This is a genomic window from Asticcacaulis benevestitus DSM 16100 = ATCC BAA-896 (assembly GCF_000376105.1).
In the GTDB taxonomy this organism is placed as follows: domain Bacteria; phylum Pseudomonadota; class Alphaproteobacteria; order Caulobacterales; family Caulobacteraceae; genus Asticcacaulis; species Asticcacaulis benevestitus.
Window position 1 is genome coordinate 1 of record NZ_AQWM01000020.1, and the last position, 23,806, is coordinate 23,806.

Consider the following 23,806-nt stretch of genomic DNA (forward strand, 5'->3'; position numbering starts at 1 on the left):
CCTATCGAACGGCTCAACGGTGAAATTAAACGCCGATGCGACGTCGTGGGCATCTTCCCCAACGATGACGCCATCATCAGACTGGTCGGCGCAATCCTGCTCGAACAAAACGATGAATGGGCGGTTCAACGCGGACGCTATATCACCCTTGAAACCATCGCCCAAGTGAGCGATGATCCACTACTCAGCATGCCAGCAGTGGCCAACTGACGACAAACCCGGACCTGTTCGGAAAACACTGAAGCCAGGCGCTCAGTTACACCACGTACCGGGACACGATCAAGGATTCTCCTTCTCCGATTTTGTCTGCCCCCTTGTTTAGGGCGGGCCGATTCATGCAATCATCCGTGTTCAGAGCTTCCACGCTCTCCTACCATCATTTCGTCTCCGGCCCCCTATACTCTCACCCGCTAGTGTTTGAACTTTCATAAACAGATGTGTCATGCCACCTCACCGGGTCCGCGATCCACTGATTGATGCTCGACTCATGCCAACCAGCGCCGTGGACACTGATTTTCAGTTGGGGCGGAAATGTTCCCTCTGTGATCTTGCGATAGAGGGTTGAGCGGCTGAGACCAGTACGGTCCAAAACGGTCTTCAATCGTATTATGCGGTCGGGTGAGGACATTATGGCTTCTCCAATTTTCCACGGGATGCGCCGGCATCACCTAAGAAAATTGATGGAATTTTCCGAGAAATTCAAGATACCAGGGAGCCAATTAGTGCAAGAACGGGTCTGCAGGGTGTCTAAGTCCGCCCCAGTCGTACTTTAGCGTAGAATAAGAAGGAATCGGAAAGGTAACAATTTCGAGAGCGACCGTCCCATTACGTCCCAAATACAAACAGTTCGCCGTAATTGTGAACATTTACTATGAGCGACCAGCATTCAGGGCCGACAATTTTCTTTCACAGGCAGATTGGACAACAGCCTGAAGCGCCGAAACACGTTCCACCAGCCAGATCAGCTCTTCATCCGTGACCTGATAATCTGCTGAATATCGCGCCTCCACATACGCGCGCCGGAGACGGTCGAACGCCTGGCGATGAAGCTTGCTGTCGGATGGCCAAATACCCTTTAGACTGTCGTCGAGGTTTTCCGCTTGGGATCTAAGGACCGAAAGCCGATGACTCTTCGGGCTGTACAGAGTGAAAGTGAGCAAAAGGCAATGGTAAAATGCTTCGGTTGCTTGATGAAGATTGAACGCGGCCTTGTTTCTATGGTCACGAGAAATATGAAACTCCGCCGCTTCGATGAACTCTTGGCCGCTAACTGACCATTGCTCGAAATTCGCTCTGGCCTCGATGGCGACCTCGCTTCGCTCCAGTGCTTTCGGTTTAGCAAGCGGATGCCCCGGCGCGTCGTACAGCAGGATGCCATCACGAGCGATGTCCGAGAAGAACGGTCGGCCTCTGGCCAACTGGTCATTCACGTCGTCCAGACTGTGCACGATGAAGTTCACCGGGGTCTTGATGTGCTGGGTGACGGTTAGTTCCTGGATAAAGTGCTGATCCGCCTTGTCCCAATAGGTATGCAGGTCGGTAAAGTCCTGGCCATTGACGACGACGAGCAGGTCATAGTCGGATCGATAGCCGCTCAGACGGTCTTCCACCCAATCGCCACGCGCGTAAGAACCGAAGAGAATGACCTTGAGGATGCGCCCTGCCTTGCGCTTGGGGGAAAGCGCCGTCTTGGTCGCATCCTCGAACTCGTCGAACAGGATCTTTACCACGCGTTCCAGTTCGCGTCGTTTGGTGTCCGGCAGGTGGTCGAGTTTGTCGGTGTTCATGGCGGTCTCTATGTTGGATTCTTTGTGCACCACTTCGCTTAATGGATCAATGCAGTGGTATTCCATTCCTGTCGTGCGGACGCATGATGCTAGCCGTCGTCGCCCAGCAAATACCCATCCGTCAGGGCGCAGGCGCGCGCTGGCACGCAGGTTTCTTGGTCCACCGCGTTGCAGAACATGACCGTTGCTGTGACAAGACGCTGCATGGCTTTGGCTGGCGACAGTTTCAGGTGTTTGGCGATCTCGTTTGTCGTCAGGCCTTTGACCCGTCGCATAAGAAAGACCCGACGATACAGTGACGGGACGCGGTCGAGGGCATTTAAGACGATGCCTTTATCTGCCCGCCTTTCCGACCGTACCGGTGCATCGACCGGTGTCGGTGCGATGTAGGCATTGATCGACGGCTGAAGTTGTCTGAACTTGTGTACCGCGATATCGAAGATCAGGCGCAGCATGTAGCGCCGAGGGTCGATGATGTACTGCCAGTGATCACAGGATATCAGCTCGACCTCTGCTTCCGAGACAATGCGCCGCGCCGTTCGCGTGCTGTCGCTCAAGCGCCGCGCAAGTGACAGGTATTCCGCCTGGTGCGGTGACACATAGTCATGAAACCAGCAGAGCTGCCGTCCCATAAGCGCTTCCGTGAACCAATGTGGTCTTGTGCCTTCCATACCCATTGCCTTGACCTCCACGGGGCCTGCGCTCAGGTGTCAGGCCCGCATCTGCGTTGGTGACGGGGGAGTTGGAAAACCGAGTAAGCCCGATCCCTTTGGCCTTTAGCACTTGCGCGCCTGGACATTCGCCAAAAGCTCCCCCGTCATGATTCAACGCGCGATCTACCGGACAGCAGACGGGCATTATCCGCGCACTGTAGTGGCAAAATCTTACGGCTCATAGCGGAAGTGTAATCGTTTTGGACGATCACCAAACCAGCTTACTTACGGGGTTTCCACGCCCCAGAGCTGCATGTGGCAACTCCGGAATCAACCATAACGCAAGTGTACCAATACCGCAATCGGAACCGCCCGCATTCTTTCTGACACCGCGTCACCGTGGCACAATGACATCACCCTCTTTCTCGTCAATGTCATGTCCGTATGCGGGCACGCTCCCGCTTACGGACATGGTGGCCGCTTGTCGGGCTGGCGGGCGCGGGTCAAGCCCTACACCGTCAGGCGGATTTACCGACCCTTTCGGTAAATCCGGGGCTTGAGGCGCGACAGACAGCCCGGCACCTCACAGGCTGTTTCCAAGAGACTGACCTGCGGTTCTTTTACCGTCGACCGCGCTCATAGGCCCGATGCACGTCACCTGCCCTCGCCGCAATCTCTTCCGCCTCGGTGTCGAAAGCTCGCTTTCCGGTTCTACGCCAGACCTCGACATTGGCTGCCCCCTCCCCGCCCTTGAGCTTCGCGGCCAGGGCGAGAAACGCGCCGTACAGAACCGTGCGATCATCGCTCGTCAGATCGTCCAACTTTGCCTTGATAACCAGGCCGCCCAGTTCAATCAGATGACGGGTCCGTTCGCGCCGTTTCATCACCCACTCCCGCGTGTCAGTTCTCGCTTGGCTTAAGTTCAAACGGTTGCGTAAGGCCGTCAGCTTCTGCTGTCGCCGCAGGGTTCGTTTCAGGTCCCCTCCCAGCTTCGTCCTGTCCCCCTCCCCGAAAGAACGCCGCCCCGCTTTTACGCAATCCCTCCTTCCGTTCAGCCTTGGTGTCTTTCACCATGGCCAGCAATCCGCCCGCCAGTGTGTCGATGTCGAGGGCGTCAGCACCGGTCGCGATGACCAGTTCGCCAAGCTGTCGGATCTTGCGGTCTTTCAACATCCTGGCACGATCGTTCAGTGCCTTCAGTTCCGCATCGAAGTCCCTCGGTTTACGCATAGCCATCTCCTGCATTTGAGCTTGAGACCATTATAGGATAGGATGTTGCGGTTGGCTCTACAATGACCGGAACGCAGTGAGACGGCCCGGTCCATCCCGAGATTTAATCTTGGGAGGGCGCGCTTATACGTCGTGCCGACGTGCTCTTTTCAGCGTAATTGGTATGTCGCCATGGCGATATATCATCTCTCCGTCAAAGTGATTTCCCGAGCGGCCGGCTCCAGCGCCGTGGCCTCGGCTGCCTATCGTTCGGCCTCGCGGCTGCACGATGAACGCCTGGATCGCCCCCAGGACTTCACTAACAAGACCGGCGTCGTTCATTCCGAGGTCATGCTCCCCGACAACGCCCCCCCGGAATGGTCGGACCGCGAGCGGCTGTGGAACGATGTCGAGGCCTTCGAGAAGCGCAAGGATGCCCAGCTCTCCCGTGAGGTCGAGTTCGCTATTCCGCGTGAGATGACTCAAAGCCAAGGCATCGACCTGGCCCGCGATTTCGTCGAGCGCGAGTTTGTCGATCAGGGCATGATCGCTGACCTCAATGTGCACTGGGACATCGGCGCAGACGGCCAGCCCAAACCCCACGCCCACGTCATGCTCACCATGCGCGAGGTCAGCGAAGACGGCTTCGGCCCCAAGGTGCGTGATTGGAACCGCGTTGAGCTGGTCGAGCACTGGCGCGAGGCCTGGGCCGAGCATGTCAATCAGCGTCTTATCGAACTCGATATCGACGCCCGCATCGATCACCGTACACTCGAAGAGCAAGGCATCGATCTGGAGCCACAAGGCAAGATCGGCGCGGCGGCCCGCCGCATGGAGGCGCAAGGTCTTGAGGCCGAGCGCATCGAGGATCATGCCGATATAGCTTACCGCAATGGCGAGCGGATACTCGCCAACCCAAACATCGCCTTAGACGCCATCACCCACACTCAGGCGACCTTCACAAAGCGCGACCTGGCCATGTTCGTGCATCGCCATTCCGACGGCGCCGATCAGTTCAACGCCGTCATGACCGCCGTGCGGCAATCACCCGATCTGGTCGAACTGGGCAAGGATGGGCGTGGCGATGAGCGCTTCACCAGCCGCGACATGATCGAGACTGAACAGCGCTTGCAACGGGCGGCGGACCTGATGAAGGCGCGTGAGCATCATCGCGTGATGGAGGATCAGCGGAAGGCAGCCCTTGAGCGCGCCAAGGCGCGCGGCTTCACCCTGTCAGATGAGCAGAACGCCGCGTTCGCGCATGTCACAAAGGCCGATGGTCTCAGTGTCGTTGTCGGCTATGCCGGCACCGGCAAGAGCGCCATGCTGGGGATCGCACGTGAGGCGTGGGAGGATGCCGGCTACACCGTCAGAGGCGCCGCCTTGTCCGGCATTTCTGCCGAGAACCTTGAGAGCGGTTCGGGCATTCAATCACGCACCATCGCCAGCCTGGAGCATCAATGGGCCAAGGGCCGTGAGCTACTGACGGCGCGTGATGTCCTCGTGGTCGATGAAGCCGGCATGGTCGGTAGCCGCCAGATGGAGCGCGTGCTGTCCGCCGCGGCCGAGGCCGGGGCCAAGGTCGTGCTGGTGGGTGATCCGGAGCAGCTCCAGGCGATTGAGGCTGGTGCGGCCTTCCGCGCGATCCATGAGCGCCACGGCGGTGTCGAGATCACGCAGGTGCGCCGTCAGCACGAAGACTGGCAGCGCGATGCCACCCGCCACCTCGCTACCGGTCGTACGACGCAAGCTGTGTATGCCTATTTTGACCACGGCCATGTCCATGAGGCGGAAACGCGCGAGGACGCTCGTAAAGAGCTGGTCAAGCGCTGGGACAAGGATCGGATTGATACCCCCGAGGCCTCACGGCTGATACTCACGCACACCAATGACGAAGTGCAGGCCCTGAACGCTCTGGCGCGTGATCGTCTCAAAGCACGCGGTGAGTTGGGCGACGATGTCGACATCAAGGTCGAGCGTGGCGACCGTACCTTTGCCGCCGGAGACCGGGTGCTGTTCCTCAGGAATGAGCGCGGGCTTGATGACAAAGGTGGCGTCAGGAACGGCACGCTTGGCACGGCGGTAGTTGTTGAGCCAAACCAAATTTCCGTTCGCCTCGACGATGGTCGATCGGTGGCGTTTGATCTGAAGGACTACAACAGTCTCGACCACGGTTACGCTGTCACCATCCATAAATCCCAGGGCGTCACCATCGACCGGGCGCATGTTCTGGCAACGCCGGGCCTCGATAGCCATTCGAGTTACGTCGCCCTCTCCCGCCATCGTGACAGTGTGGATCTGAACTATGGCCGCGACGACTTCGACGATCTGAACCGGCTCGGCCGCACCCTGTCGCGTGAGCGGTCGAAAGACGTGGCACTGGACCACGACGGGGCAAAGGCCTTCGCTGAGCGACGCGGCATAACTTTGCGGGAACGCATTGTCGAGATCATCCGCCAGGTGCCGGACAAAGTGCGCAGTATGTTTGATGGCCTCGACCTTGGGCAACGTTCGAACACACCACAGCCAAAGCCGACGGATTATCGCGAAGACCGCGAGACTTTGCGCCGCAGCGCGATCCAGCGCCATGCCGGGGCCGCCAACGATATCTTCCGCATGCACGACAAGGACCTGCCAGTGCTCCCACACCAAAGATCCGCCCTTGAAAAGGCGCGTGAGGGCTTGAAGGCCTTCGACAAGCACGCCGTCCACGACTTGGAGCGGGCCTATAGCGCCGATCCCTCCATGGCCAGCGAGGCCGCCGCCGGACGCACAAATCGATCCATCCGCGTGCTCCAGATGGAGGCCGAGATCAGGGCCGATCCCATGAAACGGGCCGATCGCTTCATCGATGACTGGAGACAGATGGACGCGCGCCGGGTTGGGGCGGAGCGCTCAGGCGACACAGCCACGGCGAGCCATGTCCGCGATCAGATGGGCGCCATGGCCAAGTCGCTGGAGCGCGATCCGCAGATGGAGTCACTCCTGCGCAATCAACGCCTGGCCCTGGGCCTCAGTAGTAGCGGCTCCGGATGGGACATGGAGCGGAAACTGTCGAGTGAGCTTGGCGCCAGCATCGGCCTTGAGCCTTCACGCGGCATCAGCATTGGCATGTAGCAGAGAGGAAAACTGATATGACTGAGAATACAGAGCTTGAGCCGGAGCCAAAGTCGCCAGCGGAGGCCTTCGAGGACTTGCGCCGCGAGGTGGCGTTTATGCGCAAAGGCATCGAGCGTATGGCCGCCGACCAGCGCGCCGCACCTGACTACAGTGAGACGCTTGGGACGATGGCGGATAGTCTGATCGCGACGGCGAAGTCATTGAACTGGCTGACACAGCGCCCCATTGTGAAAACGACGGCCGAGCAAATAGCGCAACAGATGAGCAAGGCCGGGAACGACGCGCGGGCGGCCGACCAACGGACCATCGCGGAGGCGGCTAAAGCCCTCAAGGACACCAACCGTGACCTGTCTGCTTGGATTGCGAGCGCTCGAAAGGCTGACGATCAGGACCGTGAAGTCTTGCGGTTCAGCGCCTTTGCGGCCGGTGCGGGCGCTTTTGTTGCCATTATACTGACGATTGGATGTTTACGGGCTTTCCCCGAGCATGGCGCGGCTTGGCTTTTAGGCAAAGATCGCTGGGAGGCTGGCCAGCAATTAATGGCTTCGGCCGATCCTGATCAATGGGCTGAAGTCAGGGATACCTTGCCTGCCCAAGCCCGAACCAAGACCTCGACCGACTGCGGCTCTTAATTTACAGCGGTCACATCGCCAACCTTATTACAAATCCACCCTAGACTCTGGTCACCGGGTCAGAACTTGTCTTGCGCCAGTACATTGGATTGAACTATTGAAAGTATTGACGAGCCTTCGCATATCGCTTCAGGATAAACAAAGGCAATAAACTTGGAGACCTGCAGTCGCTCTTCTCCTAGACCATGGAAGTCAATTCAGGTCCGCCATATTGATGTCTCTTGATCGATTCGATGACAATGCTTGGAATCTGCCAAAGGGGGAACAGCGACGCCAAGCTGTTGCCCCTCTACGTGGCTATATCTACCAACTTCACCAGAGTCTTGCCGCTTGGATGAAGCTAAAACCTGGCGACTTGCTTCGGTTAGAGGTTGCTGAGGATTACGCGGTTATCGCACGCGAATCCCAAGCCTCCCAGAGTGCATTACATACGGTTCAGGTCAAGGACACGATGAATTCGGGTCGCGTGACGCTAAATTCTTCCGGAGTGCAAAAGGCCATAGAGAGCCTTTGGAAATTGCGCGAGTCAAACCCCGATGGCGAAGTCTATCTCACTTACCTGACGACATCCAAAATTGGTAAGGAACGAGATCAACCGCTCGCGAGTGGAATACCTGGCATCCAAGCCTGGACGGACGTTTCAGCCGGGCAAGGAAACTTGCGGGCTTTGCGCGGTGCGCTTGCGTGCCGGTTTTCATCCGGCAATCTCGGAGCGTTCCTGAAAGAGTCTTCGGATGATGAACTATTCACCCAATTGATTTCGAAGTTGGTGTTCGCCTGCGGGATGCCCGACACGGACGCTGTGGAAAAAAGCGGGAGAAAGGCGCTTATCCTTCGCAGAGACGAAGTCAAATCGACCGCTGAAGCGGCGGATCGCGCATATGATGTTCTGCTCGGCGATATTTTTAGGACGGTGATCCATCCGACAGACCGCACATTGGATGCCGAAGCATTTCTACATGGTTTTCGCAAGGCTACGCAATATAGCCTGGGCTCCCAGACCTTTCAAAACCTTCTCGATATGATTTCTTCCTCGCCTTCTGGCGTGGACATGGATCAAGCCCATGCCGACGCTCTGACATCTTCCCAGGGCATGGCAAACTGGCCCAATAGTATCAAGGATCAACATATCCCGAGGCCTGAGCTCGAAGCCCTCCTGTCAAGAATAAAGGAAAAGCCGAGCGGCCGCACACTTGTCATCGGCGACGCCGGGGTCGGCAAATCAGCTCTTTTCGCGGACCTGACGCAGAGATTGCAAGACGACAGCATCGCGGTTTTCGCAATCAAGGCGGATTTTTTGTCGGCATCCGTTGCAAGCATCGACGATCTGACCAGGGAGCTGGGTTGCAAGGCTCCAATCGAGGACGAGATCGAGCTTCTCGCCCACGCCGGCCCGGTCGTTATTCTCATTGACCAGCTCGACGCGGTCAGTGAGGTCATGGATTTCAAATCGGACCGAATGACCGCTCTACTCCAATTGGCCAGTCGGTTTTCGTCTCGCGATCGGCACACCCTACCCATTCACATCCTGGTCTCGTCGCGACCCTTCGAGGCCGCCCATGATGCGCGCTTCGGGATGCTTAGGGCGCAAGCAGTCACCCTGGCACATCCATCGGTCGAGGCCGTAAAGGCGTTGCTCTCGGCATTGTCGTTGTCCAACGACCTGCCGCCTGGTATTCTGGAAACCCTACGTCGGCCGTTCGCGCTGAAGCTCTATGTCGACATTGCCTCGCCGGCGGACACGCCGATCGATTTTGCCGAGAGCACACTGCTCGACAAGTGGCTGGCCTCGGCGAAGCTGGGTTCCGTGTCAGAAAGGGAAACGGTCATGCGCTTTCTCAAGCGTCTCTCGGCCGACATGACCGAAGCGGAAGAGTTGTGGCTGCCTATCGACCGTTACGTGGAGGACGAGCGCGCGATAAACCTGACCGTGGCGGCAGGTCTCCTAGTCCGTCGCGATGATAAAGTGGGTTTCAGTCATCAATCATGGTTGGACGACTTCCAGGCAAAGGCGTTTGGAACAGCGGAGACGCTTTGCACCTATGCCTGGGCCAGACAGGATGGTCTGTTCTCGCGCGCCAGCGTCTTGCGAGGCCTGCAACGGTTCCGTCGCCATAACGTCAACGCCTATGAAAGTGCAATCGCCAAGCTCCTGTTTGATGAAAAGACGCGGCGTCATCTCAAACATCTCATTGTCGATGTCCTATCCGATCAGATCAGTCCCTTGCCGTATGAAATCACCGCCATCTACCATCTCGTCGAAGACGATTTTGCGTTGGCCAGGCGCGCGCTTTATAATCTAAGGCGCCACTGGAGCGCCTGGCGCCAACATATGCTTCCATTTTTGCCCATCATCATGAATACGCCGGAGCTGAGGTGGCAAGCAATGCTACTACTGGTCAGCGAAGCGGGAGTAGATGCCGACGCGGTTCTGCGCTTGATCTCGCACCACTGGCCAAATGACGATCGCGATAGCGACGTATTCCAGGTTTTTTGGCGTTCGGCACTCTGGTCACCGCAGGTCACTGCGCGGGTTCGACAGATTTTCGCCAGATCCAGCTCCCTCGACTTTGAGCTCGAGGGTTATATCGCCAATCTGATCGAAGCCGGACAGTCGACCAACGCCATCGATATGGTTGGGATATTTCTTCAATCCGCAAGCAGTAATGCCCGTTTGGAAGGTGGCATTCACAGCCTCGATACATTGGCGGAAAACGATCCCCTGCGCTTCTCACAAGTCGTTCTGACCTGGTTTATTCACCAAGCCGGTGCCGGCATGAAAGAAGCCAACCGATACCGCCTCAGTTATCCGAGTTCTGCCACCGTGAGCTGGGACTGGGATTATGATGGCCGGCTCAATGGAATCTATCCCGTATTGCGCCGGGCACTGGATCGAATCGCTCGGGACGTGCCCGAGGCATTCTACGCATTGATATCGCCGCATCTAGCCATCGATGTAGACCAGGTTCAGTCAATTTTGATGGAAGCCTTGGCGGCGGGCGCGCCTGTTCTGGCGTCTCGCGCGCTGGACCTTTTATTGAGCGATCCGCGGCGCCTTTATTGTGGGAACGCTCACCGCACGGATACGCGCAACGTCGGACATCTCACTTTTGGCTGGTCAAGCCAGATCCTGATCGAAGCCATCGCGCCTCACCTCGAAACAGCCGAGCTGACAAGGCTGGTCGATTACATCGAAGGCTGGAATTTATACGAAACCGAAGCCGCCCAACGGAAAGAAGAGCCGTCTATACGGCTCAAGCGGATTCAGTGGGCGGATGAACATCGCTTGGAACTGCTCGACAAGCTACCTGACGGCACGTTGGATGGTCGGCGGCAACGCCAACTGAATGAATGGCGGCAAAAGCAACCGCGCTTCAACTCGAGAACACGTCACCTTGGCATGGCGCAGGTGGTTGGCTCGCCAATGGGCGCAGATTTAATGGGTAAGGCGTCCAATGCGGACATCTTCAAGCTTCTGGACGAAGTCAACGATCAAACCGATGAACGGACTTCGAACAGGCGCGGACTGAGTGGCGGGGTTTCCCAACTATCGGACGCCTTTGGACGGTTCGCCCAATCGCATACCGAGCGCGCCGCTGAAATGGCGCGTACCTGGTTCGTTGCTGGCCGTCATGAAAATGCAGCGGGGGAGCTAGTCCGGCAGGCGAGCGAAAATGACAACGTCGACACCGACCTTGTCCTGGCACTCATTCGAGACCTCGATGCGAAAGACTTTTCGTCAAAGGTTTGGCGGACAGATGCGGCTTGGGCCTTACGTGCGCTGGCGCGAAAGGCAAAAGGACTGTCGAATTCCGATATTTCTATGCTGGAGTCCTGGTTTCTGGTGGACCCGACCGAAGTCCTCGAGCGCAGGATCAGAAGAGAAAACCTGGATGATGCCAATGCTCGGAGAAATGAGCCCCAGAAGAAAAAGGTCCAATCGTTGATCTTCAACAACTGGGGTAGCGGGATACTTCCTCAGGGCAATTTTACTTTGATGGACGCGCTTCAGGCCGGCTTCCTGTTCCGGGAGCCCGCCGACGTTTCCGGCTGGCTGGACGCCCTCACCCGCCGCGTAGATCACCCGGAGGATCCCGCCAATTGGGCTGTCTTCCTGAAATTCCGCGCCGTTGATCTCTACAACCATCTTGATCGAGAAAAGGTCCAGGCGTTCTTTGGCAGCCTGTTCGAAAAGCATCCCGATATTCTCAAGTTGAAGCGGTCCATATCAACGCTTTGGGAGTTGCGATTGCTTTTCCCACCTCGGACACTGACCAATACCGTTCAGTTGTGGCTCGGTAGCGGAGACAGAATGTTCCAGCAGGCGGCCGGCGAACATGCCGCCGGCATGGAGATCGTTGGTGAAGGCACTGACGACAGCACCACCATACTGCAACAGATTCTGGCTGGCGGCGCGTCACCTGCCCTTACCGGCGCTCTGCTGGTCTACGCAAAAGCCTGGCAGGAGCCAGATCTTCATGTAAAGGCGACGGATGTACTGGTCCGCTTTATTCCTAACGCCACTGAGGACCAGGCGCACGCCATCTCGACAGCATTTGCCAATCTACGGGATGGGAGGATCCTGCCGAGAGCAGGCGCGCTCATTGGCGCGATCGCGCAAAACCCAACCGTTCTGCAGATATGCTGCGTTCCGCATTTCTTCGAACAGGTACAGTTGCTCTCTTCGAATCCTCGCCACGCGGAGGTTGTCATGGATGTCTGCGAGAGGATATTCGACCTAGACGTGGCGCGGCGCAATGAAACCGGTCATGGAGCCTCGTCCAGGCATCTCGTCTCCACGGCGATCGCATTGCAAAGGACGGACGGTGCAATACGGACGCGCGCAATGGATGTTTATGAAGCCTTGCTGGATGCCGGCAGCAGCGATGCCGACCGAGCAGCCACCGCTTCATTACGGCGGGCATAATCCGGTCCAATGCCGGTAGAATTTCAGGTCGGCGCCTCGCGAGTCGACCTCAGCAGGCTACTCTCCCAGACCCAATATTAGCTCACGCCATTTAACGAACGGGGCTATGGCCTCCAGCAGACTGTCGTCGATGACCCGCTCCCTGGTCAACTCTTTCTTGCAGTCCGAGATATAGGCCTGCACGGCCGCGTAAATATCGGCATCGGACATGGCATCCAACGGATAGATTGTAATTTCCGGCGCCAGCTTGAGTGTTCGGTAGGTGAACACTTTCCCAGAACGACTGAGCCGATTCTGCTGCTTCTCCGCGCTGAAATATTCTCCGCGTATCTGACTGCCTAGAAAAAAGAGGCGGATGTAACCTAGGATTTCATTAAAACGCCACGGGCCATATTTGTCGTATCGATGCTGTTCGATCCTAGAACGGTAAGAATCCGGCACAGGATGGGGCGCTAGGATCGCCTGCTGTTTCTGGTCACGCGCATCGAGTTCCTGATTTGCCAGTTCATAATATTTTTCTTCCGACAAACGATATACGGGCAAATCATAGAAGTGTTTTTCCATTGTAGGACCTTATCATCTCAAGAAACAATCGCGCTCAATGTTGCGCCTTAACCGTTGGGTTTGCGGTCTTCTGTTTTCGTGACAACTCAGACGGCGAGACGACGTCAGGATTTTGGAAAGCGAATTGAAGCGAGGCGAGCAGACACAGACGGGCAAGCGATTCAGCCTGCCTTTTCATTGTCGACCAGTCATGGTCGAATCTCGAATTGGCGCCGTGAACCGTCTGACTACGCCCCTCACCATAGATCTGGGCAACCAGCTTTTTCATTGTGATGCCGCTTGCCGTGATCTTGTCGTCGGGTTTTATACCCAAACGGGCTTCCAACAAGTCGCGGATCCCGGCCTCCTGCCGCGCAGTGCCAAGGGCATCCATGCAGGCACAGAATTTGACAATAGACATAAGGGTCGTTCCGTCTCGACAGGCTTCATGAAACCACAGCAGAGCCTGGCAAAGCGTCGCCATCATGTGAGGACGCGCAGTGGTTCGGTCTGCAGACACCAAATAGTCCAAGACCTGTCCAACCATTGAGAATTGCTGGGTTCTGATGTCCTCTTTCGATTGCCAATCCTCAGAATCTATATACGGCGCGGACGACATGTGAATCCTACTCCCACCCATTGCATAACGTCCCGTTTGAGTGAAGGATAGATGGAAGCGTTGCGCGTGATCGCCGTCGTAACTCAGATTGAGGCCGCTCAGGGCTGTAGATGGTGTGCCCCAATTCAAGGCGATAGCGGTTAGGGCGAGACGGGCAGCAAGCGCAGCTCTTTCTTCCGCAATGTTCGAAGCCAATCCACGGACAGCGACACTACAGATATAGGGACTTTCGCCCACCGCCTCAATAATGCCCCACTCGATCGACGCATCGTAACCTGGCCTCCTTTTCTTGATCTTTTTTCGGGCAAACAGGCGCTTGAGACGGGCATGGGTGGTTTTCGACACTGCGGGGTTAGCCGAAATTCGATCGAGCCAAGCGTTTTTCGTCTCGAAAACAACCGGGCCAATTCTCAGAGGGGTGAAACCGTCGGCACCAAACAAGGTCGTTCCAAAATAGTGCTCGGCGTCGGAAGGTGTCGAGGCGGAAACTGCCTCTTTAATCCGAGCGAGAACAGCTTTCCCGCTCGCCTCTCTGTCCGCCGCCAGGTCGGTTCCAGCTAGTGCGGGACCTATGGCATCCCGCACAATGCCGATGATATCCTTGTCGGAGAAGCTATGCCTCATCTTATCTGAGTTGGATTTGATACCTAACGCCAGACCGGCAATCAGCGAGTCGATCTTGGCGTTGATAATGATCCCCTTGTTCTCGGTCACATAGAGCATTCTTGGTAGAATAAAGCTGTCAGCCTCCGAGATTTCGCGTCTCGACTTCCCTTTTATACGCGCGAGTTCCGCAAGTATCCCGCTCACAATATCCAGATGCGATTGTCCCTGCACGTTACGATGTCCCATAACTTCACTCATTCTTCGAACCAGCGCGCACGCCGAGCGGAGGGTTTTTGGCTAAAGGCAGTCTACCCGATTCTAGAGATGACATGTTCGTTGAATGAGTTTTGAAGGAGGCAAATCTTCGAATGTTGAGTTGTGTCGACAACTGGAGCACATGCTGCGCACCAGTGCGAACACCGGTGGACACCAAAGGCCACATTGGTGTACTTTGAGTCTGTCTTAAGAACCAGCACGCAAACTCGGGGGGACTTTTGGGGGGACTTTAGTTACCGCACCTTCTAATAGAAAATTGAATCAATTGACTATTTTAAAGGCTGCAGTCCTTTCCTGCTTAGGCGGGCCTTCGATAAGGTGCTGATAAAATTGATTATTATTGAAATCTTGTGAGTTCACACAAGAGTTTTTTCTTAAACAGTGCGTCACAAGGACTCGTTATGAGTGTGTAAAGTCGTCGGGGAGGATATCCGCCGACGACCATTTCACCAAGCCTACTTGTTGTTTTCAATGTCGTTGTCGCTGACACCATCAGGTAGTCGAACGCCGCCATCGGCTATGGCAAAGGTACGACGGAAGGTCAGAGAGTCACGTTCCAACGGCGGCAATGTGGTCGATTGCGTAGATTTAACCCCCTCATCCGAAGTGGCCACGGCATTGTCGCCGTCGCCCGTGCTGACTGCGGGACCCGACGTGCCGATTTGTGTTGTGAAGGTTGTGCCTGGCGAAGACACGACGGGGTTGACCGCTGTTGTTATGGCACTGGTATAACCCGGAGATGTCGAATTGATAATTTCGCCCATATTGCCCGAAAGGCTGAAAGCCGCCAGTCTATAGTTCGCCAAGTCCGTATTGGCGCCAGCTTCGTAATTAGCCGCCGTAATTTGGGCCGTTACGATCTTATCCTTGCCCGCCGTGGCATCGACAAACTGGCCGAGCGTCTGATTGACCGTAATCGATTCGCCAGCCACCAAACCACCGAGCTTATAGTTGCCCGCGGTCAAAATGGCGGTCGTCGAACCGTCGCCCGTCTTCGAGACCGGCCCTTGCAAGGTAACATCAAACGCGCGCTTATCGATGTCTACCGTCGTAGTCGCCGTGGTGCTATAGACATAGTTGCCAGCATCCAAACCCGTTGCCGCAATCCCGCTGATTGAGACAGTTTTACCCGTACCGGCATTCTTATCCGAAGCCGAGCCACTGCCGGTGAAAGCCACTTGGTCACCTTCCAAAATATCATTGGACGCAACCGAGACATTAAGTAGAGCCGAACCGTCATAGGTCTTGCCCTGGGCGCTGGCCGTCACCGCCACCGATTTCGCGGCGAAATCGACGGTCGTGGCTGTGGTCGCACTGTAGATATAGTTGCCCGCATCAGAGCCTGAGGCAAGGATGCCAGCGACCGCAACAGCCTTGCCATTGCCCGCATTTTTGTCAGAGGCCCTGCCTGCACCGGAGAAGATGACCGCATCTCCCGTGACAATACCACTAGAAGACAGGACTACGGAAACGGACGTTGAGCCGTCATAAATCTTATCTACGCCTTCCGCGTCAACTGCGACACTCTTCCTGGCTACATTGGTCTTGGTCAAGGCCTGAGTGTTATAGGCGTAATTGCCTTCATCCGTACCGGACCCGGTAATATCGCTCACGATAACCACCTTGTCCTGGCCGGCGTTCTTATCGGAGGTGGCACCCCGACCGGAGAAGGTCACGGTGTCGCCGTCGACAATGCCATTAGATGACAGTGTAATAAGGACGGAGGTTGCGCCATCATAGATCTTGTCACCGCTTTGAGCGTTGACCACGATCGACTTTTTAGCGATGTCAACTATAGCTGTGCCGGTCGAGGCATAGGTGTAATTACCCGCGTCACTGCCCAAAGCTGCGATATTCGATACCGCAACTGACTTACCCGCGCCGGCATTTTTATCGACGGCATTGCCGTTACCGAAGAAGGCTACAGTGTCTCCGGTGATAATACCGTCTGATGCCAGATCGACACCGACCACGGCCGAACCGTCATACGTTTTGTTCTGGCCGATTCCTGTCACCGTAATCGATTTTTTAGCAATATTGACCGAAGCAGTTGTTGGCGCTGCGACATCATAGTTGCTAGCGTCGGTTCCCGTGGCGGCGAAGTTGCTCATCGTGACCGTTTTGCCCTGACCGGCGTTCTTGTCGGAAGCCGTCCCCGTAGCCGAGAAGGCTACCGTGTCACCATCGATAATTCCGGCAGAAGCCAGATCGACACCTACCGAGGTAGAGCCGTCATACGTCTTGTTCTGGCCGCTGGCTGCCACCGTGATCGCTTTTTTGGCGACATCGACCGTGGTGGCAACAGGCGCTGTGACATCATAGTTGCTAGCATCGGATCCCATGGTCGCGAAGCTCCCGATCGTGACCGTCTTGCCCTGACCGGCATTCTTGTCAGACGCCGCGCCAGTGCCGGTGAACGTCACCGTATCTCCATTGACAATGCCGTTCGATGACAATCCAACGGAGACGGTCGCCGAACCATCATAGGTCTTGTTCTGGCCTGTGGCCGCAACAGAAATGGCTTTTTTCGCCACATCCGCCATCGTTGATGCCGTGGTGCTGAAGTCATAATTGGCAGCATCTGCGTCGGTGCTGGCGATGCCTGAGACATTGACCAGTTTACCTGTGCCTGCGTTCTTATTCGCCATGGCGCCAGTGCCGGTGAAGGTGACCGTATCGCCGTTTAGAATGTCGCTGCTGGCTACAGTAACCGCAATCGCGTTCGAACCGTCATAGGTCTTGTTCGTGCCCGTCGCGGCTACAGAGATGGCCTTTTTCGCCACATCCGCCGTCGTTGATGCCGTGGTGCTGTAATCATAATTGGCGGCATCGGCATCCGTGCTGGCAATATTGGAAACGCTCACGGTCTTGGCCTGACCGGCATTCTTGTTCGCCATGGTGCCAGTACCGGTAAAGGTGACCGTGTCACCCTGAATGATATCGCTACTGGCAATGGTGACATTCGCCGAAGTCGAACCGTCGTAGGTCTTGTTCGTGCCCGTCGCGGCAACCGAAATGGCTTTTTTCGCCACATCCGCCGTCGTTGATGCCGTGGTGCTGAAGTCATAATTGGCGGCGTCGGCATCCGTGCTGGCGATTCCGGAAACGCTCACGGTCTTGGCCTGACCGGCGTTCTTGTTCGCCATCGCGCCGGCGCCGGTGAACGTGACCATATCGCTGTTCAGAATGTCGCTGCTGGCTACCGTAACCGCAATCGCGTTCGAACCGTCATAGGTCTTGTTCGTGCCCGTAGCGGCAACCGAAATGGTCTTTTTAGCCACATCCGCCGTCGTTGATGCCGTGGTGCTGAAGTCATAATTGGCGGCATCGGCATCCGTGCTGGCAATGTTGGAAACACTCACGGTCTTGGCCTGACCGGCGTTCTTGTTCGCCATCGCGCCGGCGCCGGTGAACGTGACCGTATCGCCGTTCAGAATGTCGCTGCTGGCTACCGTAACTGCAATCGCGTTCGAACCATCATAGGTCTTGTTCGTACCTGTGGCCGCAACAGAAATGGCCTTCCTGGCGATGTCGCCCAACAAGGTTTCGCCGGCCAGTTGGTAGTTGCTGACCAGGCCGCCATGATTGCCATCGGAGAGCGTATAGGTCGTGAGGACTGATTTGCCATTAGCGGCAGTCTTGTTCCCAAAAGCGCCCGACGCCGATACGCCCAGTTCTTCATTGAGAACCAGTCCGTCAAGAGTGCCGGCAGTGATGCTAGCCGAGGTTAGGCCGTCATAGGTTTTGCCGGTAACGGCTGAGCCTGTGATGGACAATGCCTTCTTCGTCACTTCCACCGTCAGGCTGATGGGCGGCGTCAGATCATAATTGTGCGCGTCTGCACCGCTCAGGACGCCGTTACCGGCGACGGTGACGGCTTTGCCGGCACCAACATTCTTATCGCTAATTGAGCCCGTAATACCGCTGGCGTCGATAGTCAGGACATCGCCGTGCTGAGCCGAGCCCGCTCCGGCAGTGCCGGTCAAAGATACATCGGTCGTGCCGTCATATTCACGATTGACGGCGCTGAGGCCGGTGACGGCGATAGAGGCCTTGGTGACGTCAATATTTTCGCTTGAGGCGGCATATTGATAACCCAGGCTATCGGTCACCGTGCCGTTGAGTACATAGGCATAAGTGCCCACCTGACGTTTTCCAGCACCCGAAAGCGTACCCGGTGCTCCCAGTGTCAGAGTTTGGTTCGTGGTGAGTTTGGCAAACGTGTCGCCGTCGATGAATCCGGAATAGTTGCCCGCCCCAAGCGTAACGGTCGGATCAGCCGCCCCATATACGATTGAGCTTAGGTTGCTCACAACCGAAATCACCGGCGCTCTGCTGTAGAAGAACCAATTGCCGCTGGCGGCATACGATGGGCTCGCACCGGCGGTATAGGTCTCGTTATAGTGCTTGTTATAGTTGGTCAGGCCCTCGGTCGTGAATGTAGGATTGGCCGAATAGACCAGATAGCGACTACCGGTGCCAAGCCCGATGCCGGCCGCTCCACGATTGTTCACGAAGTTGCGACCGGCGGCAAGCGTGATAGTGTTGCTGGTACCCGTCGTCTGGACATTGCCAGCACCGCTGCCGAGGTTGATATCAGCCGTATTTCCACGCGCTTCGATGGTTATGTTGCCGCTCGACCGGACCGTGTTGTCGACCGTGACCCCTCCGGCTTTGATATCGATGCTGGAGAAGGCCGTTGTAGCCCCGACATTGCCTATGGTGAGGTCGGCATTCGCACCGCCGTCATAGCCCGTCGTGTCGATAGTGAGCGCACCCGTGCCATTCAACGCCTTTCCATTCAGGGTCAGTTGGCCGGCGTCGTTCGGACCGTTCTCATCATTGGGCCGATCCGTAAAGAAGCTGATATTGCTATTGGTGGCGGCAAATGTACTATCGCCTTCAAAAGTGATATTGCCGCCATTGGTGCTGAGCGCACCGGTAAGCGTAATGACACCGCCGCTATAGGTTTGGGCACCTTCGGTGGCGATGTCACCCAAGGTTATCGCACGGTCGGTTGACGAATAGATCCTCAGTGTATCGAGATATCCCGCTGCGCCATATATATTTCCGATGGAAAGGTTGCCGGAACTGGTGTTGTCACTCTTGCCGATGGTGAGGGCGACGTTTCCCATGTAACTAAAGCCCGCAATGCTGCCAATCGTCATGGCGCCGCTGCCCGAATCCAGGGTGAGCGACCTGTTGGCACGCAAGCTGCCATCAAACGTCATGGCGCCATTGGTTGCGGTCAGATCACCCCAGAGGTTGATATCACGTGCCGAATAGCTCTGAGCACCACTGGTCTTCACCACACCCAGGTTTATCTGGCGGCTATAATTATAGTAGTTGTTGTAGTTGTTGGGGTCGGGGTAGGGGCCCGTTAGGCCCAGCGTACTTATGGTCAGGGTTGATGCCGTGAATTCCGAGGTAGAATTCTGACCTCCCAGGGTAACGGACCCGGCTAGAGCATATAACTGCGAAGCCGAGGCGTCGAACGTGGCCGCACGATCTGCCTGATGGGTGACTTCGCCATCAAACCTGATATCGCCAACGAACATGGCATTATTGCTGGCATCTGTATCCATAACGAAATCGACATTGTTATAGCCGACATTGGTCGTGCCTTTCGCCCAGAAACTCCCCCCAAGGAGCACTTGCCGGGCATAGAGGTTAATCATGCCATATTGGGGCGCATGCCCACCCGGCGCATACTGTGAGCTAAAGGCATCCAACCTAAGGTCAGAAAGATAGGAACCGGCCCGATTGTCAATCATATCGCCGAGACTGATACTGCCCACAAAGCCCTGACCTGAACTCGCATTGAGGTTCAGCCCGTAGGACCCGCCGCGTGAAGAAATGGAGCCGCCGTAACTGGCATAGTTGGTATTGAGGCTGATCGCTCCGGACTGCCCCTGAAAACTGCCGCTACCTATATAAACGTAGGTCAAAAGGTCTATGCCATGCGTACCGGTGAGTGAAATGTCCCTGCCACTTCTGCTGAGACCGCCATTCAGTTCAAGAATTTTCGCATAAAGGCTGAAATCGCCGCCACCATATGCAGTGCTTTCGTCGAGGCGGATGGTGCGCTGGCTGGCGTTGAGGCTGAAGTTGCGGGAATTATAGCCTAGCACCGTATTGTTGTCGCCGACGATGAGTTCTGTGCCGTCGTCCGAGAAGTTGATATCATCATCGCCGATCAGGCCGATGGCGATCGTCTGGTTGGTTTGCTCCAGACCCAGCGAGATGTTCACCGACTTCAGGTAATCTTGCGTCACTTCCTGAATGTTGACATTGCCTTGCTGGGTATTGACGGTGAGCTTGGCATTTTCGACACCCGCCGCCTCCGCGATCTGGATATCATAGCCATTGGCGCCAAGGGTGGAGGCGGTCGGCGTCGGATCGTTGGAGACGTTGAAGGTGACATCACCGCCGGTGATCTGGGCGATGGGATTGCCACTGTCATAAAGATTTTGCGCCGCAATGACACCTGTGGCGTTGAAGCGAGTAATGCCAAGCGTCAGATTGGTATTGTAGAACTCGCCCCACAACGTGGCGCCGGCCCCCATGCGAATGGAATCATCACCCAACAGAATATCGCCATCACGGGCATTGAGCGTAAGACTCCTGAAGTTGCGCGACAGGTCAATGCCAGTGGTAGAACCGAATGTCGCGCCATCTGACGCCCCGCCTGAAACCGTCGGCGTTACGATGGCCGAACCGTCCGTGGTAAAATCGATATGATCGCCACCGCTAAACAGAATCGAATGCGTGCCCGCCGCCTTGGCGTAGTCAAGCGTGATGTAGCCAAACCCGTCGTTGACTGATTTCACATAGGTGCCGCCCCCGGAATTATAGACGTTAAGCGACCCTTGGTAGAGACCTTCTTCGGTATAATTATCAGCCAGTTCCAGCGGGTTGGACGAAGTGCCAATGTTGCCGCCATTGAGGGTTATATTACCCCCGACAATATCCGCGACGCCATCATCTGTGCCGGTGATGTTCGTGGCACTGACGGTCAGGCTGGCCGAGCCCATATCAACAGCGCTGGAGGCAAAATTGATATCGGCTGCCGACAGAGTAAGATTGATCGGATAGGTGCCGTCGTAGGTGTCAGGAGCGAAACCGCTTAAGCCGATGCTATTCGTCGCCACCTGGAGGACGCCCGCACCGTCCGTTGTCAGATCTACATGTCCGCCACCGGTGTTATTGGCATCAGCTAGAATATTGATATGGTGTTCGCTGCTGACCTGACTGCCGATCGATACGTTAAGCTGCGTCGAGTGCTGCGCACCGATCTCCTTCACCCACGAACTGCCGCCGCTATTGGATACGCTCAGTGAACCGTAGGCATTGCCAGCGTTAAGCGGATCACCGCCCGAAAGGGTAATGGCCTGAACGGATGAACCGATATCGCCCGCGGTTGCATTCAGACTTACGCCAACACGCGCCACGATGTTGGCATCAGTACCAGAGCTCGTACTGAGGATTGATCCGGCATTAATGGCCAGACCGGAACCGCGCTGCGAATTTACGCCATCGTTATAATAGACCGGATAAGTGGATTGCCGGAAAAGAAGGCTGTTCGCATCCAGCGACACTATGCCGTTCACAGAGATATCGAAGAAACCGCCTGCGCCGACATCGATCTGGCTGCCGGCAGCCATCGTGAAGTCCTGACCGCTTTTGGTGTTGTTGTAACCTGATAAGGCACCGGCGTAGAAGTTGCCGCCATTGGTCAGGATCTTGCCGTTTGAACCGAATGCAATATTGCCGGTCGCGTTATTGTCACTGTCGGCAGTCAGGACGACGTTCAGGCGATTACTCGTGCTGGATATCGAGTTATTGATGTTGATGTCGCCTGCCGCCAGCAGGCTTAAGGTTGCGGCCTCACCGCTCGATTTCAGAATATCCGCATTAACATTGATATCACCGTTGGAGTTACCGGTTGAGCCGGTCGTGATGGTGACCGCAGTCCCCGCGTTCAACGAAGCGTCGATGGCGCTGGCCAATATAGCCGAGTTAACATTAGGATCGTAGTCGGCGTTGTATGCCGTACCGCTGGCGCCTGCCTCCACGATGCTGACATCGACCGGATCGAGCAGCCACTTACCCGCTTCGCCACTCACGGCGCTGGCATCGACCGCGCCCATGGCCTGAAGCTGAAGACGACCGGAGGTTTCGACCTTGCCGCCATTGCCGCCTAGCGCGCCGCCGGTGGCTTTAATATCGCCGTAAAAGCCAGTGCGATCTTCCGACCACAGAACGACCGTACCGCCGTCACCTGACTGGCGAGCACTGACATCGATCACCGCGTCAGGGGCAACCAGAACCGTCGACGCATTCCTGATGCTCGCGTCCTTGCCCTGCCAGCCACCGCCGACCAGAACCGTGCCACCACCCGTGGCGCCCGACGCGTCAATCCGGCTACCTTCGGCCAGGGTGATGGTATCGCCGGTTAACACGACCTTGCCGCCGACCGTCGCGAGGCTTGAGGCTTCGATGATACCGGTATTGTTGACCGAGGATTTGGCCAGAGCGTCAAAGGCGTCCGATGTCAAATAGATACGTCCGCTGTCGGCCTTGATCACGCCGCCATTGCTGACCAGAGCGTCATAGGCGCCCTGCTCAATCGTCAAGTCGAGTCCGCCGGTATCGAGACGAATCGTCACATCATTAGCGGCAACCAGACGCACTTCACCCTTAGCCGCCGTGATGGCGCCGTCATTGATGACCTGCGCGCCAACCAGAGCGACATAACCGCCCTTACCGGCGGTTAGCGTGCCTTCATTGATGACCGCGCCATTGCCGGTGCCGGAAAAGCGGTATTTGCCCGCCATGAAATCTTCGACAGAGATATCGCGCGTTGATGCCATAATGGCCGCCGCACTGACCTGCGATCCCTTGGCAAACAGAACACCATTGGGATTGACCAAAAAGACCTGTCCATTGGCCTGAAGGACGCCGTAAATCTTCGAAGCATCGCCGCCAAGCACGCGGTTCAGCGCGATAGCCGAGGCGTTAGGTTGGTTGAAAACAACCTTGCCATCCTTGCCGATATCAAAGGCTTGCCAATCGATAGCGGCGTTCTGCGTCGTCTGGTTTATGGTTTGGGTGTTGCCGGATTGCGTGATTGTGGCATGACCGCCCACGACCTGGCCGCCGGTCGGCAGGACTGCGGACTGCGGCTCTGAAGTGCGTATCACAGGTGTTGGCTGAACGGCTGGCGACACCCCTCCAGGGTCTGCGAGTGCACCCGTCGCGGCCGAAAGCAGGGCCAAGGCGGCGGCAGCCAGGCTGGCGAAGAGGCCGCCCTTCCTCTTGCCGCGCTTCTGCGAGACTTCCGGAATGGGGATATAGCAACCCTTAGACTCGCTCCACACCAGACGGTAAAACCGGTTCATGCCACCGTGATCGTACATTGGGTAATCCTCGAA

The 23,806-nt window shown here is 56.5% G+C and carries 12 protein-coding genes; 4 read left to right on the top strand and 8 right to left on the bottom strand.

Translation table 11 applies throughout. From position 1 onward, the window contains the following. Window positions 1-210: transposase (locus tag B060_RS0116295; protein WP_018082872.1), on the top strand; the 210-nt coding region annotated here is incomplete at its 5' end. Window positions 211-403: 193 nt separating this feature from the next. Here the strand turns inward: B060_RS0116295 and B060_RS26665 are convergent. The 5 genes from B060_RS26665 to B060_RS0116315 all read right to left on the bottom strand — a co-directional run bounded on the left by B060_RS26665 (window position 404) and on the right by B060_RS0116315 (window position 3,670). Then, window positions 404-628 carry a helix-turn-helix transcriptional regulator gene (locus tag B060_RS26665; RefSeq protein WP_081606898.1) on the bottom strand — a complete coding sequence of 75 codons (225 nt, stop codon included), beginning with the start codon at window positions 626-628 and terminating at the stop codon, window positions 404-406. A gap of 241 nt (window positions 629-869) precedes the next feature. Next, window positions 870-1,787 carry a HEPN domain-containing protein gene (locus B060_RS0116300; RefSeq protein WP_035423374.1) on the bottom strand — a complete coding sequence of 306 codons (918 nt, stop codon included), beginning with the start codon at window positions 1,785-1,787 and terminating at the stop codon, window positions 870-872. A gap of 89 nt (window positions 1,788-1,876) precedes the next feature. Continuing rightward, complete coding sequence (locus tag B060_RS0116305) at window positions 1,877-2,419, bottom strand: RNA polymerase sigma factor (RefSeq protein WP_244874635.1); 543 nt, start codon at window positions 2,417-2,419, stop codon at window positions 1,877-1,879. Window positions 2,420-3,060: 641 nt separating this feature from the next. Continuing rightward, window positions 3,061-3,324, bottom strand: coding sequence for a conjugal transfer protein TraD (locus B060_RS0116310; RefSeq protein ID WP_018082875.1), 264 nt, complete (start codon window positions 3,322-3,324; stop codon window positions 3,061-3,063). A 16-nt stretch (window positions 3,325-3,340) separates the two neighbouring features. Further along, window positions 3,341-3,670, bottom strand: coding sequence for a conjugal transfer protein TraD (locus B060_RS0116315; protein ID WP_051081101.1), 330 nt, complete (start codon window positions 3,668-3,670; stop codon window positions 3,341-3,343). 171 nt (window positions 3,671-3,841) lie between these two features. Between B060_RS0116315 and traA the strand changes: the two genes are divergently transcribed. The 3 genes from traA to B060_RS0116330 all read left to right on the top strand — a co-directional run bounded on the left by traA (window position 3,842) and on the right by B060_RS0116330 (window position 12,328). Continuing rightward, a complete protein-coding gene (traA, locus tag B060_RS0116320) occupies window positions 3,842-6,766 on the top strand; it encodes a Ti-type conjugative transfer relaxase TraA (protein ID WP_018082877.1) in 2,925 nt (974 codons plus the stop codon). Between the two features lie 17 nt (window positions 6,767-6,783). Continuing rightward, a complete protein-coding gene (locus tag B060_RS0116325; protein WP_018082878.1) occupies window positions 6,784-7,401 on the top strand; it encodes a DUF6118 family protein in 618 nt (205 codons plus the stop codon). A 211-nt stretch (window positions 7,402-7,612) separates the two neighbouring features. Next, entirely contained in the window at window positions 7,613-12,328 is a 4,716-nt protein-coding gene (locus tag B060_RS0116330; RefSeq protein WP_155847757.1) for an NACHT domain-containing protein, read from the top strand. Between the two features lie 57 nt (window positions 12,329-12,385). Here the strand turns inward: B060_RS0116330 and B060_RS0116335 are convergent, their stop codons facing one another. The 3 genes from B060_RS0116335 to B060_RS0116345 all read right to left on the bottom strand — a co-directional run bounded on the left by B060_RS0116335 (window position 12,386) and on the right by B060_RS0116345 (window position 23,791). Next, the gene (locus B060_RS0116335; protein ID WP_018082880.1) at window positions 12,386-12,892 is read right to left on the bottom strand and encodes a hypothetical protein; all 507 of its coding nucleotides are present in this window, start codon (window positions 12,890-12,892) and stop codon (window positions 12,386-12,388) included. Between the two features lie 34 nt (window positions 12,893-12,926). Continuing rightward, a complete protein-coding gene (locus tag B060_RS0116340) occupies window positions 12,927-14,354 on the bottom strand; it encodes a hypothetical protein (RefSeq protein ID WP_018082881.1) in 1,428 nt (475 codons plus the stop codon). 473 nt (window positions 14,355-14,827) lie between these two features. Then, window positions 14,828-23,791, bottom strand: coding sequence for a YDG domain-containing protein (locus B060_RS0116345; RefSeq protein ID WP_018082882.1), 8,964 nt, complete (start codon window positions 23,789-23,791; stop codon window positions 14,828-14,830). Between the last annotated feature and the right edge of the window lie 15 nt (window positions 23,792-23,806).

Excerpts from the sequence above, each read along its gene's own strand:
- B060_RS0116340 (WP_018082881.1), bottom strand. The coding sequence starts at position 14,354 with ATGAGTGAAGTTATGGGACATCGTAACGTGCAGGGACAATCGCATCTG.
- traA (WP_018082877.1), top strand. The coding sequence starts at position 3,842 with ATGGCGATATATCATCTCTCCGTCAAAGTGATTTCCCGAGCGGCCGGC.
- B060_RS0116300 (WP_035423374.1), bottom strand. The coding sequence starts at position 1,787 with ATGAACACCGACAAACTCGACCACCTGCCGGACACCAAACGACGCGAA.
- B060_RS0116305 (WP_244874635.1), bottom strand. The coding sequence starts at position 2,419 with ATGGGACGGCAGCTCTGCTGGTTTCATGACTATGTGTCACCGCACCAG.
- B060_RS0116310 (WP_018082875.1), bottom strand. The coding sequence starts at position 3,324 with ATGAAACGGCGCGAACGGACCCGTCATCTGATTGAACTGGGCGGCCTG.
- B060_RS0116315 (WP_051081101.1), bottom strand. The coding sequence starts at position 3,670 with ATGCGTAAACCGAGGGACTTCGATGCGGAACTGAAGGCACTGAACGAT.
- B060_RS0116325 (WP_018082878.1), top strand. The coding sequence starts at position 6,784 with ATGACTGAGAATACAGAGCTTGAGCCGGAGCCAAAGTCGCCAGCGGAG.
- B060_RS0116335 (WP_018082880.1), bottom strand. The coding sequence starts at position 12,892 with ATGGAAAAACACTTCTATGATTTGCCCGTATATCGTTTGTCGGAAGAA.
- B060_RS26665 (WP_081606898.1), bottom strand. The coding sequence starts at position 628 with ATGTCCTCACCCGACCGCATAATACGATTGAAGACCGTTTTGGACCGT.
- B060_RS0116345 (WP_018082882.1), bottom strand. The coding sequence starts at position 23,791 with ATGTACGATCACGGTGGCATGAACCGGTTTTACCGTCTGGTGTGGAGC.